We start from the raw sequence: 15,514 nt of genomic DNA, 5'->3' as shown, positions 1-15,514 counted from the left end.
ACATCGGAAAACCGCCCGATCGGGCGGCATTTCGACGCAGATGGGACGATGGTCAGTATGCGCATCGCCAATCACGTCGTAGACCTGGTCGGAAACACTCCGCTCGTCAAACTCAACAAAGTCGTCAAACCCGGTTCGGGGCTGGTGGCAGCCAAGGTTGAGTACATGAACCCCGGTGGTAGTTCCAAGGACCGCATCGCCACTCGCATGATCGACGCCGCCGAGGCGTCCGGTGAACTGAAGCCTGGCGGAACCATCGTCGAACCGACCTCCGGCAACACCGGTGTCGGACTGGCGCTGGTCGCCCAGCAGCGCGGTTACAAGTGCGTCTTCGTGTGCCCGGACAAGGTCGCTGAAGACAAACGAAACGTGTTGCGCGCCTATGGCGCAGAGGTTGTCGTCTGCCCCACGTCGGTCCCGCCAGAGCATCCGGACAGCTACTACAACGTGTCCGACCGCCTCGCGGCTGAGCGCCCGGGAGGCTGGAAGCCCAACCAGTATTCGAACCAGAACGGACCGCTGAGCCACTACGAGACCACCGGTCCGGAGATTTGGCGCGATACCGACGGTAAGGTCACCCACTTCGTGGCTGGCGTCGGCACGGGCGGCACCATCACCGGCACCGGCCGCTACCTGAAGGAAGTTTCCGAAGGCCGTGTCAAGGTCGTCGGTGTCGACCCCGAAGGCTCCGTGTATTCCGGCGGCTCCGGACGGCCCTACCTCGTCGAGGGCGTTGGTGAAGACTTCTGGCCCGAAGCCTACGATCCGACGGTGCCCGACGAGATCATCGCCGTCTCCGACGCCGACTCGTTCGAGATGACTCGCCGACTGGCTCGCGAAGAAGGTCTCCTGGTCGGCGGCTCGTGCGGCATGGCTGTTGTTGCGGCACTACAGGTGGCCGAACGTGAAGGCCCCGACGCGGTAGTCGTAGTTCTGCTGCCCGACGGCGGTCGCGGCTACATGTCGAAGATTTTCAACGACGACTGGATGAGCAGTTACGGCTTCCTCCGTACCCCGCTCGATGGCGTCGCCTCGCCCGAATCGATCGTCGGTGACGTCTTGCGCGGCAAGGGTGGTTCGCTGCCCGACCTCGTCCACACCCACCCGCAAGAAACCCTGCGCGACGCCATCGAAATTCTCCGCGAATTCGGTGTCTCGCAAATGCCCGTCGTCGGCGCGGAACCGCCCATCACCGCCGGGGAAGTGGCCGGTGCCGTCTCCGAACGGGACCTGCTCAGCGCTGTTTTTGAAGGTCGTGCCAACTTGGCCGATCCGGTCTCCGCGCACATGGGTGAACCGTTCCGTCTCATCGGTGCTGGCGAGCCCGTTTCGACCGCGATGGAAGCTTTGAGCACCGTCGATGCGTTGATGGTGGTGGAAGACGGCAAGCCGATCGGTGTCATCACTCGTCACGATCTGCTCGCATTTGCGAGCACGCACCCCATCGCCGTCCGTGAGCAAGGAGAGAAGTAGTGGCTGAACAGGGATTTTCGACCAAGGCGATCCACGCAGGTTGGGATCCTGACAGTCGTACAGGTGCGGTCAACGTCCCGATTTATGCGAGCTCAACCTTCGCGCAGGACGGCGTCGGTAACATGCGTGACGGGTTCGAGTACGCGCGCACCGGCAACCCGACCAGGCGTGCGCTCGAAGCCAACATCGCGGCGATTGAGGAAGGCCAGTTTGGTCGCGGTTTCGCGTCCGGCATGGCCGCCACCGATGCGCTGCTGCGGGCCATTTTGCGCCCCGGCGATCACATCGTGATCCCGAACGATGCTTACGGGGGCACCTTCCGTCTTATCGACAAGGTGTTCTCCGAATGGGGCATCACATACTCGGTGGCGCCCGTCGTGGACACCGACGCGATTGCGCAGGCAATTACCCCGCAGACCAAGCTGGTGTGGGTCGAAACGCCGACCAACCCGTTGCTCAACGTTGGCGACATCGCGGCGATCGCCGAAGTAGCGCACGCTGCTGGTGCCAAGCTGGTTGTCGACAACACCTTCGCGACCCCGTATCTGCAGCAGCCGCTCACCCAGGGGGCCGACGTGGTTGTTCATTCGACGACGAAGTACCTGGGCGGGCACTCGGATGTTGTTGGTGGAGCGATCATTACCAACGACGAGAAGCTCGACGCCGATATCGCCTTCCTGCAGAACGGTGCCGGCGCTGTTCCCGGCCCATTCGATTCGTACCTGACATTGCGTGGCATCAAGACGCTCGCGGTTCGCATGGAGCGTCACTGCGACAATGCCGAGGCCCTCGTCGAATACCTCAGCTCGCACCCGAAGATCGAGAAAGTCCTGTACCCGGGTCTTGCCGATCACCCGGGGCACGAGGCGGCCGCGAAGCAGATGCGTCGCTTTGGCGGCATGATTTCGGTGCAGTTGGCCGGTGGCCGGGAAGCCGCACTCGATTTCTGCGCCAAGACGAAGGTGTTCACCCTCGCGGAGTCGCTTGGCGGGATCGAATCGCTGATTGAGCACCCCGGTGCCATGACCCACGCTTCCACCGCGGGTTCATTGCTCGAAGTGCCCGACAATCTTGTCCGACTGTCGGTCGGCATCGAAGACGCCGCAGACCTGCTCGAGGACGTACGACAAGCACTCGGCTAGACGCACCACCTGCTCATGCAGCAGCGTCGCTCACGACCTGGCAGTCGTGGGCGACGCTGTTTTTTGCGCGAGTCGTCGGTCCAAGTGATTTGCGGTTGCCGGAGTCGTCGTAGACGTAGGCGACATAGGTGCTCATGGTTTCGCACTGCGAACCGGTAACCCCGGTGCCACGCTGATAAGCAGTTCCGACAAGCCGGTTTGCATTAATGGTTTGCCATACGATCTTGCGCCTTTCTCAACTGCGAGAATGGTTGACGCTGAACAGTATTCGAGGTGGCCGGCCGGATGGTTAAAGCGATGCGAAGTGCTTGATTGTGTCGTTCTTGACGGTGCCGAAAGCACCCGCCGAAATGGGGCCCGACAGGAACGACGGCAGGCTGGCGTCGCTGAGTTCCATCGCGAACTTCCACACCAGTCGTGAACCATGCGCGGCGGGGGACACCTCGGTGTACTCGCCGAACTTCGCGAGCCCGGGAATGTTTGCCTCCACTCCGTGGAACGCGTGACGGTACGTGGAGTTCTCGGCATCTTCGTCCCAAATGAAGAAGAGTTCGTTCATCTTCACGAAGCCAGGTGCCAGGGCAACCGAACGTGTGGTGCCGATGGCGTACGGTTCGGCCGAGGTGTAGGTGACGGACTTGAGCGCACGGCACCAGTCAAGCGTGTTCTGCCGGGTGAACTCTGCCCATGCGGTTTCCGGTGCGACGGGGATGTTCACGTCAATCGCGTACTTCATGGGTGCGGTGTCGAAGTACGACTCGTCGAAGGGCTGCAGTTCGAATGCCATGGGCCCGAAGTGTAGCGGTCACGCCGTGCTCTCACTGTCGCCAGCTTCGAGCGACCTGCGGAAACCAAAAAAGTTTTTACCAATTTCGGACAAAGTGGAACCGATCGGCCTTCCGCTGCGTCTAATTCATAAGCATACGAACAGACTTTCCTGGCGATGGGGAATGCTGTGGCGGAGACCGTCCAGGTTTGGGGGGTGACGGTCTCCGCTCACGGAACGCTCGACGCCAGCGCCGCCCCCGAGAGGACGCCATGAGTGAGCTCAGGTACTTGCGCGAGGTGTGGCTGAAGCGCGCGGAGGTCGCGAAGGAGTGCGCGGGGGAGTTGAGGGGGCTTCGGAATCGGCTCGAAGCGACCGTGACGCGAAACTACTTTGGCGCCGGATGCATTGAAGGCGCGGCAATGTTCATTGGCTTGCAGGCCTTAATCAAAGAAGGAGCTGAGGAACTAGGCGCGGCGCGGGATTCGGCACAGCACCTGTCGGCGACATCGGAACTGGCAGCGACAGCAATCGAGAGCGCAGATGCTGATTCCAGTCGCTAAGAAATTGACCATCGTAATCACGGTGGTGATCGCCGCGACACTGGTTGCTAGCTGTTCAACGGGATCGGCAGCGAATAGGCCGTCATCGCGGCCGTCTGGCCCTGAAACCTCGTCAATAGGAATTAGGCAGCAGGATGATCAAGGGCGTTACCTGCCGTTCCAGACGGTTCATCCTCATCGATGGAATCGTGCGAACGGTGGTACGTCGTATGAGCCTTGCACGGCAATCGGAGATCCTGGACTTTTTGCGATTGGGATCGACGCACGAAGTGTCGAAGATGCTGCGGGTACGGACGGGCAGACTCTTCGTGGTTGTATTTGGACTTACATGACCCAGAGGGAATTCCCCGAATGGCAGCTAACTCAGATCGTTGGAAACTCACCGAACTTGGTGTCCGAGAAGGAATTGAAGTCGTCGAGACTCAACACGTGGCTGCCGGATCGTGTGATTGGCGGGCGCCAGGTCGGGGTCCACTTTCTAAACGGTCTCCAGAGTTGTGACACGTACGTGCAATCGGGTGGGGCGGCGGTCTCTACGATCGCGGCCTACAGCGGCCGCGGTACAGTCCCGCAAACCGAGATCTGCGACCGTGCTCTAGCGTTCACGGCGGCAACGATTTCAAAGATGCCTCTCTGAGGCTGGACACCTACTTTCTGGCGCGGGGATTCTGCGGCGGGGACCGTCGGGTACGGGGCCGACGGTCTCCGCAGTGGAAGTGAGTTAGGTTTTGCAACAACAGATTTCGGGGACTCGGCGCAGTCCAGCCATTTTGCACAATGCTGTGTGCGGACATTCCAGTGTGCAACCGACACATTGGTTGTTGTGCTGCCGAACCAACATGGGTCCCTCGAATGGGACACCTATGCGTTCGCATTCGGGCACCGGTTAGTGACCGTGAGGAAAGCTCGCGGGCTATCGCAGGAGCAGCTCGCCGAACGGTGCGGGTTGCACCGGAATGCGGTGTCGAATCTGGAGCGGGCGGCGAGCAACGGGGCGTCGGGCATCGCGGACCCGCTGATGTCGACCATCTACCGGCTCGCAGAGGCGCTGAGAGTGCCACCGATATACCTGATGCCGGGTGCATCAGATCGGTTGGAGGGGCGGGCCGTCGAACAAGAAACAAACGCGGCGCTCTCAGACGTCGAAGCTGAACTTCTGCAACTCCTCGCGGCTGAAAACGAACACTCCACTAACGGCGACACCTAGCCGACTGCAAGCATGCAAAAGGACCGGAACGCCTTCGCGGTCCGGTCCTATGCATTTGCGCTCTTACGGCTGGTAGGGCTCTGCGCTGACGAGAGTGACTTCCACGGTCGATCCATTGGGAACCGTGTAGGTGCGGGTCTCGCCGACCTTGGCCTCAATCAATGCGCCACCGAGGGGTGAACTCGGGGAGTAGATCTCGATCTCGCCTGAACCCTCTTCGCGGGTAGCGATCAGGAAGGTTTCCTTGTCGGACTCGTCGCCGTCGTAGTAGACGGTGACGACGGAACCCGGCAGGGCCACGCCCGACTGCTTCGGAGCTTCGCCGACCTGCGCCTTGTTCAACAAGTCCTGCAACTGGCGGATACGCGCCTCCTGCTGGCCCTGCTCTTCACGCGCCGCGTGATAGCCGCCGTTTTCTTTGAGGTCGCCTTCTTCGCGGCGCTCGTTGATCTCGGCGGCAATGACCGGCCGATTCGTGATGAGTGAGTCGAGCTCACCCTTCAAGCGCTCAAACGACTCCGGCGTCAACCAAGTCACGTTTGGATCGGTCATCGTGGTCTCCTTTGCTGTCCGCTAAGTGGACTGCTTTAAATGCAGCAACACGGCCCCTTTCGGAGCCGTGCAGCACCCAGCGTACCAGCGCGTGTGGCCTATGGCACTTTTGGGGTGACCTGGCTTACACCCGCGAGGCCTGACCGATAGGTCGGTTCGGCACGCTTCAAGTGACGCACCACCGCGTAAGTGATCGGCATGACGAGGACTTCGACGAGCGTCTTCCAGACAAAACCGATCACCAGATAGTTGATGAAGTCCGACCACGTGCTGATGCCGATGGCTGTCGCGGCGATCGAGCAGAAGACCAGTGTGTCGAAGAACTCGCCAACAACGGTCGACCCGATGAGGCGTGCCCACAGGTGGGATTCGCCAGCGCGTTCCTTCATCTTCACGAGCACATACGAGTTGAGTGTCTCGCCGACCACGTAGCCAGCCAGGCCCGCCAACACGATCCGGGGAACCGTGCCGAGCACCGATTCGAAGCCTGCCTGGCCCTCGTAGAAACTGGCGGCAGGGAGTTCGATTGCAATCCAAAAGCACAGGGACGCAAGAACAATCACAACGAACCCGGACATGATGGTTCGTCGCATTGCGCGGAAGCCGTAGACCTCGCTAATTACGTCCCCGATCACGTAACTGAGGGGGAACAGGAAGAAGGCCCCGTCGGTCACCAATCCGTTGACGTGGAGGGGGCCGAGGTCGAATTGCAGCCAGTCGAACAGGACGACAGCTTTCGTCGCCGCGATATTGCTGATTAGCATCACGCCGACGAAGAGGGCTGTCAGAGCCGGGTAGTACGGGCTCGACAGCTTCGCGAAAACAGCTTTTCCGCTAGCGGTCACGACTTCGAATCGAGGTAAGGCGGAATGCTGAGGCCGCAGCCGAAGACCTCACCAATGACGGGAGGCGCGGACGTGGTCAACTCGGCACGAGCGCCCACCTGGATGTCGGTTCCGGCGGGAATCAGAACCTCGCGGCGACCCACTTCTGAACCGTCCTTGGCGCGTGCGCGCACGATGCAGACGACTGCATCGCCCGGGTTGGCGCGGTTGACGGTGTACTGGACGGCAACACGGTCCGACGACAGCAGTTCGTAGCCGGTGGCCTGTCCAGAAACTTCCGGATCACCAAACTGGTTAAAGCCCAAGACGGCGAGCGCCAGACCTGCGGCAACAACAACGGAAGCCAAGACGACGAACCAGGTGCGTTTACTTCCAGCGGACTGTTCTGCCGGATATGTCGCGCGTGGACCGCTGCGCGGCTTCTGCTGGTCGCCGCCCCCGTCTGATGTAGTCACGCGTCAATACCTACCATGTTGAGTAGAAGCTAGCGAAGGTGAGGAAGCGTGACTGAACGCGCGAACGGGCTGCGATTGATGGCGATACACGCCCATCCAGACGATGAGTCGAGTAAAGCCGCGGCAACCCTGGCTAAATACGCTGATGAGGGGCATGAGGTGATGGTTGCCACGCTCACCGGCGGCGAGCGCGGCGACATCCTGAATCCGGCGATGGACAAGCCGGGCGTGATGGAAAACATTGAGGAAGTTCGACGCGAAGAGATGGCTGCCGCCGCGGCGGCGCTCGGTGTGCAGCACCGTTGGCTCGGCTTCGTCGACTCCGGTTTGCCTGAAGGCGACCCGCTGCCGCCGCTCCCCGAGGGGTGCTTTGCGCTGGTGCCACTCGACGAGGCAACTGAGCCCTTGGTGAAGGCGATCCGCGACTTCCGGCCACACGTCATCATCACGTACGACGAAAACGGCGGCTATCCGCATCCCGATCACATCAAGACGCACGAGGTGTCGATGGCGGCGTGGACCGCTGCTGGCGACCCCGCCGCGTACCCCGAGGCTGGCGAACCCTGGACGCCGTTGAAGATGTACTACACGCACGGATTTATCCGCGACCGCATCTTGTCGTTTTCCGAGGAGTTCGAAAAGGCCGGCCAGGAGAGCCCATTCAAAGAATGGCTCGCCAAGTGGCAGCGCAACCAGGGCGACATGATGGGCCGCGTCACCACGCAGGTGGAATGTGCCGAGTACTTCCCGCAGCGCGACGATGCCCTGCGGGCGCATGCCACTCAGATCGATCCGAATGGATTCTTCTTCGCAGTTCCGCTGGAATGGCAGCAGCGACTGTGGCCGACCGAAGAGTTTGAGTTGGCGCAGACTCGGGTCCAGACCGACCTTCCCGAGAACGACCTCTTTAGCGGAATCGAGCAGTAAATGAATGTCCTGTCCCTGACGTCGGACGCCGTGCAGTTTTTGGCCGAGGAACCCGCGCGCGGACCTGAGTTCGGCAAGGCATCACCGTGGGGCCTGTTGATCATCATCGTCCTGCTGATCGCAGTCTTCTTGCTGATCCGTTCGATGAACAAGCAACTGAAGAAGCTGCCGGAGACCTTCGACGCCGACCAACCCCAAGCCGATCAGGCGTTCGACGAAGGCACTGACCGCGTTGACGGCGCGACAAGGCGCAATCCGAAGACCTCGGACCAATCGCCGAACCCGGCTTCCGACGGGCCGGACGACGGGGGACCAGCCGAACGCGGTTAGATCGCAGCCGCGCGGCTGGGGGGATGATGGAAATCATGAACCGTCTCGCGGAATCCTCAAGCCCGTACCTGCGTCAGCATGCGGCCAACCCGGTGCATTGGCAGGAATGGGGCGACGATGCGTTCGCTGAGGCGCGACGTCGCGATGTTCCGATCCTGCTGAGCGTCGGTTACGCGGCTTGTCACTGGTGTCATGTGATGGCCCACGAGACGTTCGAGGATCCCACCCTCGCGGAGCAGATGAATAGCAACTTCGTCTGCATCAAGGTCGATCGCGAAGAGCGGCCCGACATTGACTCGATTTACATGGCGGCGACGGTCGCGATGACCGGGCAGGGTGGATGGCCGATGACCTGCTTTCTCACCGCCGAGGGTGACCCATTCTATTGCGGGACGTACTACCCGCCGACAGCTCGCGGCGGGATGCCCGGCTTCGACGATGTGATGGATGCGATTACGCGCACATGGGACGAGCGCCGCAGCGAAGTGATGGTCGCGGGATTGAAGATTGCTGATCATCTCCGAGCAAATGCTGAGTCGTTGCCCGAGGGCCCGCAGTTGGACTCGCAACTGCTTGCCGATGCCGTCCGCGCGGTGATTGCCGATGAAGACCCGCGGTCGTCGGGGTTCGGCGGCGCGCCGAAGTTCCCGCCAACAGCGCTGCTCGAAGCCCTACTCCGCGCGAGTGAACTCGCAGACATTGAGGGTGCGGCGGAGGTTGCCACTCGGACCGCGCATGCGATGGCTCGCGGTGGCATCTATGACCAGCTCGCTGGGGGCTTCTCCCGCTACACGGTCGACCCCGACTGGGTGATTCCGCACTTCGAGAAGATGCTGTACGACAACGCGCTCCTGCTGCGCGCCTACGCACACCTCGCTCGGCGCGGCGACGACTTGGCTCTCCGAGTAGCCGACGAGACGGCGGAGTTCCTCAATCAGCAACTGTGGACCGGAGTGGGGTTCGCGTCGTCCCTCGATGCAGATACCGAAGGCGTGGAGGGGCTTACCTACGTGTGGCGACCGGACGAACTGGTTGCCGCACTAGGCGAAGACGATGCTGGGTGGGCGGCGAAACTGTTCACCGTCACGGATGCGGGCACGTTTGAGGCGGGCAACTCGACGCTGCAGTTGCTCGCCGACCCGGACGACGAGTCGCGGTACAAGGCTGTCCGTGCGCGACTGCTCGCCGTCCGCGACGAACGCCCGCAACCTGATCGTGACGACAAAGTGGTGACCGGGTGGAACGGCCTGACCATCACCGCGCTCGCGGAGGGGGGTGCCGCCCTTGGCAAGCCTGAATGGATAGGGCGTGCCGCTCAATGCGCACGGAACATCGTCGATGTGCACCTGGTGGATGGTGAAATCCACCGGTCGTCGCTTGACGGTCGCGTCGCGGTTCCGCTTGGCGGGCTGGAAGACTATGCCGCGCTCGCCACCGGGTTGCTCACACTCCATCAGGTGACGGGCGAGACCGACTGGCGGACAACGGCCCTAGAAATTGTCGAATTGATGATCGCCGATTTCGCCGACCCGGAGGCCGAGGGTGCCTGGTACGACGCCCACGGTCACGGACTTCTGTTGCGTCCACGGGACCCGGCCGACGGCGCAACTCCGGCTGGCGCTTCATTGGCGGCCGAAGCCCTACAACTCGCGTCAATGTTGGCACCCACATACGAGGATGGTGCGCGGTACGGCGAACTCCTCGATGCGACCCTGCGCAGGGCTGGCCTCCTGTTTGCAAAGGCGCCGAGGTCGGCAGGGCATTGGTTGTCGGTTGCCTTGGCTCAGGGGGCCGGACCCGTTCAGGTTGCCATCGCGGAAGCTGCTGGCAGTGCTGGGCACATGGCATCAGCAGTTCGACGAGGTGTGCCAGGCGGCGTAATTGTGGTTGCCGGACAACGTGATTCATTACCGCTCCTAGACGGACGCGGACCAGTCGACGGACTGGACGCTGCCTACATCTGCCGCGGTACGCGGTGTGACCTTCCCATCACGGAACTTGCCGGGGTCCTTGCGGCCATTCCATAGGTTCCGGTCAAGACTTGCTCGCAGCATTTCGGCCGCACCTTCACCTTCGGTGACGAAAATTGTCAGACCCTCGCGATAGTGTTCACACAAATAAACGAACACAGAGTGAAGTGCTTCACTACAACTTCTTTAGCGCAGCTACGTCAGTGCAGCTACTTCACTAACGCCGCGAGGAGGTGGACCGATGGACCTAACCCAGGCAATTGCCGAGATGGCCGATCCGGCCGAACTCGCGGTCGTTATCGACGCGGCGATGACCCAGCTCGCCGGCGCGGTGTTCGCCGGCTCCACCGAGGGGCAGCTCTTGGAGACAGCGGAGGTCCTTGAGCGGGCCAACCGCCGCTTCGACGGCGCGAACTCGGCGCTGCTGGCCGAGATCTCCGACCGTGGTGCCTACCGCAAGGCCGGGTTCCTCTCGGTCCATGCGTTCCTCGCCGGAGGCCTGCGCCTCGGTGATGGAGAGGCGCGGCGGCGCCGGATCGCCACCGAGGGTATCGCCTGCTTGTCGAACTTGCAGGGTGAAACTCTTGCGCCGGCGTTCCCGGCGACGGCCGAGGCGGTGGCCGACGGCGCGATCGGTGCCGAGCATGTGGTCGAGATTGATGCGGTGATGCGGAAAATCCCGGGCGCGGTCGACCCGGTCACTCGGGCCGGGGCTGAGGGACAGTTGGCCGAGGTCGCTCGCGACCTCACCCCGGCCGGGGTCCGCACGGCCGGGCACCGATTGTTGGCTCATTTGGACCCTGACGGGGCGCTCACCGATGAGCGGGACCGCAAACGGCTCCGCCAGTTCGGGCTCGGCGGGCAAGACCAGCGCCTGATGAGCAAGGTCCGGGGCTATCTCACCCCGCAGCTGCGGGCCCGACTCGAAGTCACGCTCGAGTCGTGGGCCAAGCCCGGGATGAACAACCCCGCCGACCCGGCCTCCCCACGCGGGGCGGCTGAGGCCGCTGATCCGGCCACCCTCGCTGCGGCGGCCGAACGCGATGACCGTTCGCTCGGCCAACGCCAGCACGACGCCCTCCTGGCGCTGCTGGAGGCTGAGCAGGCCCTGCGGCCCGGGGCCGGGCGGGCGCTCTCCAGCGAGTTAGTCATCACGGTGACCGACCGGGAGTTGGCCGAACAGGCCGGAGTCGCCCTGACCGCGACCGGCACGCGGGTTCCGGTCGGGGAACTGGTCGAGCTTGCTGCCGATGCGACCCCGCATTTGGCGGTGTTCTCTCAGGCGACGGGTCAGCCGTTGTATTTGGGGCGGGGGTCGCGGTTGGCGAACAAGCCGCAGCGGCTGATGCTGTTTGCCCGCGACCGCGGGTGCACCGCCCACCACTGCAATGCCCCGTTCGCCCGGACCGAGGCGCACCATTTCCCGGATTGGGCCGACGGTGGGCCCACCGATGTGGACCATTTGGGTGCCGCGTGCGGACGCCACAACCGTTCGGTCGGCAAGAACGTCGGCGAGTGGGAAACCCAACTCGTTATTGATGGTCCCGCCCGGGGCCGGGTCGCCTGGCGGCCCCGCACCCCCGGCAGGCGTGCCGCGTGGCGGGTCAACCAAACCCACCACGCCGAACTCCTGCCCATTCAGGGTCCGCACGCCCCACCGGCTCCGGGGGAGTCGAGGGTCGAGGCCCACCTCGAACACTTGCTAGGGGCTTAACCACCCGACCAGCGGAAATCACCGCCGGTCGGGGTTCAGTCATGCTCGGAGTCGTCGCCGGAGGGGCTTCATACTCCGGATGCTGGTGATGCGTGATTGCGATGGCAACCCAGCGCGTTGGCCTTTAGCCAGCCTGCTCCGTTGCGCGAAGCAGTAACAACCTGTGCTAACCTCGGCGACGTGATGCAGGCAGCGAACTATTGGCGTTTTATCAAGGCTCCGGGTGGGGCCGAGATGAAGCGATAACGCACGCGCATCAACCCTCACCGGAGCCTGAGCAGTGACCAATCGGTCGCTGCTCTTGTCGTATCCGGGAACAAATCTCGCCACTCAGGCGTCATCCGGATGCGGACTTAGCCCCGACTTCGCGGATACAGACCCTGAAAGGCTTTCCCCATGACGACCACCGCCGACCTCAGCGCCACCGGACAGAACACATCGACGTCCGATCGTCGGGTAACCGCGTTCTCGCATATTCCCTCGCCAGAAGACCTTCGTAACGAGCTACCGCTAACCCAAGCCCGGGCCGAGCGCGTGCAGCGCGATCGCGATGAGGTTGCTGCGATCCTCGCAGGCCGGGACGATCGCATGATCGTCGTAGTGGGTCCGTGCTCGGTTCACGATCCCGTGGCTGCGCTCGACTACGCCCAGCGTCTAGCTCCGCTGGCTAAGGAATACGAAGACTCGCTGAAGATCGTGATGCGCGTCTACTTCGAGAAGCCCCGCACCACCATCGGCTGGAAGGGCCTCATCAACGATCCGGGAATGGACAACACCTTCGACGTGGAGCGTGGCCTGCGCACGGCACGCTCGCTGCTCCTCGACATCATCGATCTCGGGCTGCCGGTCGGATGCGAGTTCTTGGAGCCCACCAGCCCCCAGTACATTGCCGATACTGTCGCTTGGGGTGCCATCGGCGCGCGCACCACGGAGTCGCAGGTGCATCGCCAACTGGTGTCCGGCCTGTCGATGCCCGTCGGATTCAAGAACGGCACCGACGGCAACATCCAGGTCGCTATCGATGGCGTCCAGGCCGCAGCGGCCGAGCACGTCTTCTTCGGAGTCGACGACCTCGGACGCGGGGCGGTAGTGCACACCGCCGGCAACGACGACTGCCACATCATTCTGCGCGGTGGAACGCCGGGCCCCAACTACGACGCACAGTCGGTCGTTGACTCGGCCGCCAAGCTTGCCTCGGCAGGTCTGTCACCGAAGGTCATGATCGACTGCTCGCACGCCAACTCGGGCAAGGACCACGTGCAGCAGGCAAACGTCGCCGTTGAAATCGCGGAGATGTTCGCCGAGAACCGTCGCGCAGGCAATGGCCCGGTCCTGTCGGGCGTGATGCTCGAGAGCTTCCTCGTTCCCGGCGCACAGTCGTTGGGCGGCGAACTCGTCTACGGCCAGTCGGTCACCGACAAGTGCATGGGATGGGACGCGTCGACGTCAGTTTTGGCAGCGCTTGCGACCGCAGCTCGCAGCTAACAGGAGATAGCGCCGCCGATCGTGACCGCAATTAAGGGGTCACGATCGGCGGCGCTAATTCTTACGCGGGGTTGCGGACAGTACCGATGATCGTGTCGACGATGAGGAACGCCAACAGCGGCCAACCGAGGAGAGGGATAAACCAGCCGACGGCCGCCGCCACGACGAGAACACCCACAGCGACGGGCAACGGAAGCTCACGCAAGGCCCCGCGTGCAGGCGGGGCACCCACCGGGGTTGACGATGTGCGACGTCGCCACCACGAGCGGTAGCCCAACACGATCAGTGAAATCAGCGCGACCATTGCCGCGACCAGGGCCAACTGGTTAATCCAGCCGAACAGGATGCCCATGTGCATGCTGATGCCCCACGCGGAGAGCTTGGCGGCCAGCGGCCAGTCGGCGAAACGACTGATGTCGACGACAGCGTCGCGTGCGGGGTCGACGGCAATCGAACTGGACGACGTCTGCCACGGCACCCGACGCTGTGACACGACATAGGCGGTCTTGCTGTCGGACGGAATCTTGACCTCCACCGCGCCGTCGACACCGTTGGCCTTCGCGATCGCGACTGCTCCATCGATACTGGCGACAGGGCTATCACCGACGGGGCTATCAGCGGGCGCGCCGGACGCAGGCGCAGCACCGTGGTCGGCGTGCTCGCCGGCGGGTGCCGAAGGTGTGTCGCTCAGCGAGGCGTCGACCGACGGCGTCGTCCAACTCAGTGCCGACCGGAGTTCCGAGACATGCTCGCCCGCGTACGTAGACCAAGTGAGCCCAGTCGCGGACAGGAACAACAACACCACCAGCACCCAGGTACCGATGACACCATGTTTGTTGATGGTTGTCGCACGGCCGCGCGAGTTGGGAAGTCCGCGCAGCATGGAACCGGTACCCGTGGCACGTCGTCGCTGACGGACCGTGACGGCCCACAGGATGATTCCACCGAGCGCCACCAGCCACAGCCACGACGCCGCCAACTCCGAATACAGTCGGCCGGGCTCACCCAGGTGCAGGTCTCGGTGTAAATGGTCGATCCACGTGCGCAACGGCAGCGCTGCCGACGAACCGTAACTCACCAATTCGCCGCGCAGTTCGAGCGTGACCGGATCGATGAACACCGCCAGTCGCTCAGAGTCGCCGAGCGCGGGGTCGTCGAACAGGACGCGGGTGGTGTCCCCGGCGTTGGCGGCCGGTTGGACGGCAGTCAACTTGAGGTCGGGGCGAAAGTCTTGCGCCGTGCGGACCTGCTCGGCGATCGATTTGGCTGTTCCCGGGGAATCTGAATGCAACTGGTGGCGATAAACCACCTGTTCGGCAGTGGGTGCGAGCGCATACAGCGCCCCGGTGACCGCTGCGATCAGGAGAAACGGGGCAATCAATACGCCAGCGTAGAAGTGCAGACGCCGAACCAGCCTGACAACGCCGACGCGGGTCGACGGGTCTGGCGGCGTACTTTTTGGGGTCGTCGAAGAGACAGAAGTAGACAAGTTTAGGTGCCTTTCGGTCAAGCAGTAATAGCGCGAGCCCATGGCGGGCACGCGAGTGTCAGAAGTTGGCTGCTAAACCGAAATGGGCGGGCCTCGGCGGCCGATAGCGCCGAGGAAGAGGAGTGCGACTGGAGCAGTCGCCGGAGCAACTGAAACGGGAAAACTCGACGGTGGTGTCTGCGGTCGGAACTGCGGGACTGCCACCCGGAGCGCAAGTGCCGATGCCGCGCGTAGCAGCAGTCCAGCACCGGTCAGGAGTAGAACAGCGGCGATTGTCCCTAGCGTGTGCATCACCGCCATGGGCGTGGAAACCAGGTCGTGGTGATGGCCCGAAGTGAGGACCAGGAGCACGTGGACCAGGGCTTGTCCGGCAATGAGCGCCGGGAGCGCGTGTAGGCGCGGTGCGGCAGTAACGGCGAGTCCCAACGCGGTCGATGCTGCGGCAATCAGCAGTAAGACTGACGTTTCCGGAAGCATGCCCTGGGCGGCCGCGTGTGCAGCGATACCGGTTAATGCTGACGTGGCACCAACGACGCCGCCGCGCATGCGCGGGAGCGGTGTCGGTGGAATCACTCGGTCAGAGTAACCGTGCGGCG

Annotated in this window: 17 protein-coding genes; 10 read left to right on the top strand and 7 right to left on the bottom strand. The window is 63.0% G+C overall.

The genetic code is table 11. The features are described from left to right. Positions 1 to 57: 57 nt before the first annotated feature. Both AC1L34_RS09310 and AC1L34_RS09305 read left to right on the top strand, forming a co-directional pair. Positions 58 to 1,473 carry a cystathionine beta-synthase gene (locus AC1L34_RS09310; protein WP_424323049.1) on the top strand — a complete coding sequence of 472 codons (1,416 nt, stop codon included), beginning with the start codon at positions 58 to 60 and terminating at the stop codon, positions 1,471 to 1,473. After that, on the top strand, positions 1,473 to 2,615 hold the full coding sequence (locus tag AC1L34_RS09305) for a cystathionine gamma-synthase (RefSeq protein WP_424323048.1): 1,143 nt from the start codon (positions 1,473 to 1,475) through the stop codon (positions 2,613 to 2,615). The genes AC1L34_RS09310 and AC1L34_RS09305 overlap by 1 nt, the downstream gene beginning before the upstream one ends. A gap of 13 nt (positions 2,616 to 2,628) precedes the next feature. Here AC1L34_RS09305 and AC1L34_RS09300 read toward each other — a convergent pair whose 3' ends face one another. Continuing rightward, the gene (locus tag AC1L34_RS09300; protein WP_424296995.1) at positions 2,629 to 2,751 is read right to left on the bottom strand and encodes a hypothetical protein; all 123 of its coding nucleotides are present in this window, start codon (positions 2,749 to 2,751) and stop codon (positions 2,629 to 2,631) included. A 153-nt stretch (positions 2,752 to 2,904) separates the two neighbouring features. Next, positions 2,905 to 3,402, bottom strand: coding sequence for an SRPBCC family protein (locus AC1L34_RS09295; protein ID WP_424325938.1), 498 nt, complete (start codon positions 3,400 to 3,402; stop codon positions 2,905 to 2,907). Between the two features lie 251 nt (positions 3,403 to 3,653). On the opposite strand from AC1L34_RS09295, the gene AC1L34_RS09290 reads away from it, so the two are divergent. The 3 genes from AC1L34_RS09290 (at position 3,654) to AC1L34_RS09280 (ending at position 5,151) form a co-directional block, all read left to right on the top strand. After that, positions 3,654 to 3,944 (top strand): hypothetical protein, encoded by a 291-nt coding sequence (locus AC1L34_RS09290; RefSeq protein ID WP_424296998.1) that lies wholly within the window; start codon positions 3,654 to 3,656, stop codon positions 3,942 to 3,944. Next, entirely contained in the window at positions 3,925 to 4,581 is a 657-nt protein-coding gene (locus tag AC1L34_RS09285) for a DUF3558 family protein (protein ID WP_424297000.1), read from the top strand. Before AC1L34_RS09290 ends, AC1L34_RS09285 begins: the two co-directional genes overlap by 20 nt. 186 nt (positions 4,582 to 4,767) lie before the next feature. Then, on the top strand, positions 4,768 to 5,151 hold the full coding sequence (locus AC1L34_RS09280; RefSeq protein ID WP_424325666.1) for a helix-turn-helix domain-containing protein: 384 nt from the start codon (positions 4,768 to 4,770) through the stop codon (positions 5,149 to 5,151). A gap of 63 nt (positions 5,152 to 5,214) precedes the next feature. On the opposite strand, the gene greA is transcribed toward AC1L34_RS09280, so the two are convergent. The 3 genes from greA to AC1L34_RS09265 all read right to left on the bottom strand — a co-directional run bounded on the left by greA (position 5,215) and on the right by AC1L34_RS09265 (position 7,003). Then, complete coding sequence (greA, locus tag AC1L34_RS09275) at positions 5,215 to 5,703, bottom strand: transcription elongation factor GreA (RefSeq protein WP_424296329.1); 489 nt, start codon at positions 5,701 to 5,703, stop codon at positions 5,215 to 5,217. A gap of 98 nt (positions 5,704 to 5,801) precedes the next feature. Beyond that, entirely contained in the window at positions 5,802 to 6,548 is a 747-nt protein-coding gene (locus AC1L34_RS09270; RefSeq protein ID WP_424323458.1) for a queuosine precursor transporter, read from the bottom strand. Continuing rightward, positions 6,545 to 7,003: a DUF4307 domain-containing protein gene (locus AC1L34_RS09265; protein WP_424296331.1), complete on the bottom strand. Its 459-nt coding sequence runs from the start codon at positions 7,001 to 7,003 to the stop codon at positions 6,545 to 6,547. The genes AC1L34_RS09270 and AC1L34_RS09265 overlap by 4 nt, the downstream gene beginning before the upstream one ends. Before the next feature lie 78 nt (positions 7,004 to 7,081). Here AC1L34_RS09265 and mca point away from each other — a divergent pair, with 78 nt between their 5' ends. From mca to AC1L34_RS09240, 5 genes are all read left to right on the top strand, one after another. Next, positions 7,082 to 7,930, top strand: coding sequence for a mycothiol conjugate amidase Mca (gene mca, locus AC1L34_RS09260; RefSeq protein ID WP_424296338.1), 849 nt, complete (start codon positions 7,082 to 7,084; stop codon positions 7,928 to 7,930). Continuing rightward, a complete protein-coding gene (locus AC1L34_RS09255) occupies positions 7,931 to 8,260 on the top strand; it encodes a hypothetical protein (protein ID WP_424296333.1) in 330 nt (109 codons plus the stop codon). It begins immediately after the preceding gene. 35 nt (positions 8,261 to 8,295) lie between these two features. After that, positions 8,296 to 10,287 (top strand): thioredoxin domain-containing protein, encoded by a 1,992-nt coding sequence (locus tag AC1L34_RS09250; protein WP_424325667.1) that lies wholly within the window; start codon positions 8,296 to 8,298, stop codon positions 10,285 to 10,287. Between the two features lie 184 nt (positions 10,288 to 10,471). Further along, on the top strand, positions 10,472 to 11,944 hold the full coding sequence (locus AC1L34_RS09245) for an HNH endonuclease signature motif containing protein (protein WP_480034695.1): 1,473 nt from the start codon (positions 10,472 to 10,474) through the stop codon (positions 11,942 to 11,944). 396 nt (positions 11,945 to 12,340) lie between these two features. Continuing rightward, positions 12,341 to 13,429: a 3-deoxy-7-phosphoheptulonate synthase gene (locus tag AC1L34_RS09240; RefSeq protein WP_424293643.1), complete on the top strand. Its 1,089-nt coding sequence runs from the start codon at positions 12,341 to 12,343 to the stop codon at positions 13,427 to 13,429. 61 nt (positions 13,430 to 13,490) lie between these two features. Here the strand turns inward: AC1L34_RS09240 and AC1L34_RS09235 are convergent, their stop codons facing one another. Continuing rightward, complete coding sequence (locus AC1L34_RS09235) at positions 13,491 to 14,960, bottom strand: PepSY-associated TM helix domain-containing protein (protein ID WP_424295633.1); 1,470 nt, start codon at positions 14,958 to 14,960, stop codon at positions 13,491 to 13,493. Between the two features lie 30 nt (positions 14,961 to 14,990). Further along, positions 14,991 to 15,491, bottom strand: coding sequence for a hypothetical protein (locus AC1L34_RS09230; RefSeq protein WP_424323848.1), 501 nt, complete (start codon positions 15,489 to 15,491; stop codon positions 14,991 to 14,993). Between the last annotated feature and the right edge of the window lie 23 nt (positions 15,492 to 15,514).

The sequence above is a fragment of the Gordonia sp. 34D genome (assembly GCF_056682775.1).
The sequence above is the reverse complement of the archived record's forward strand: the minus strand, read 5'-3'. Positions and strand labels throughout refer to the sequence as shown.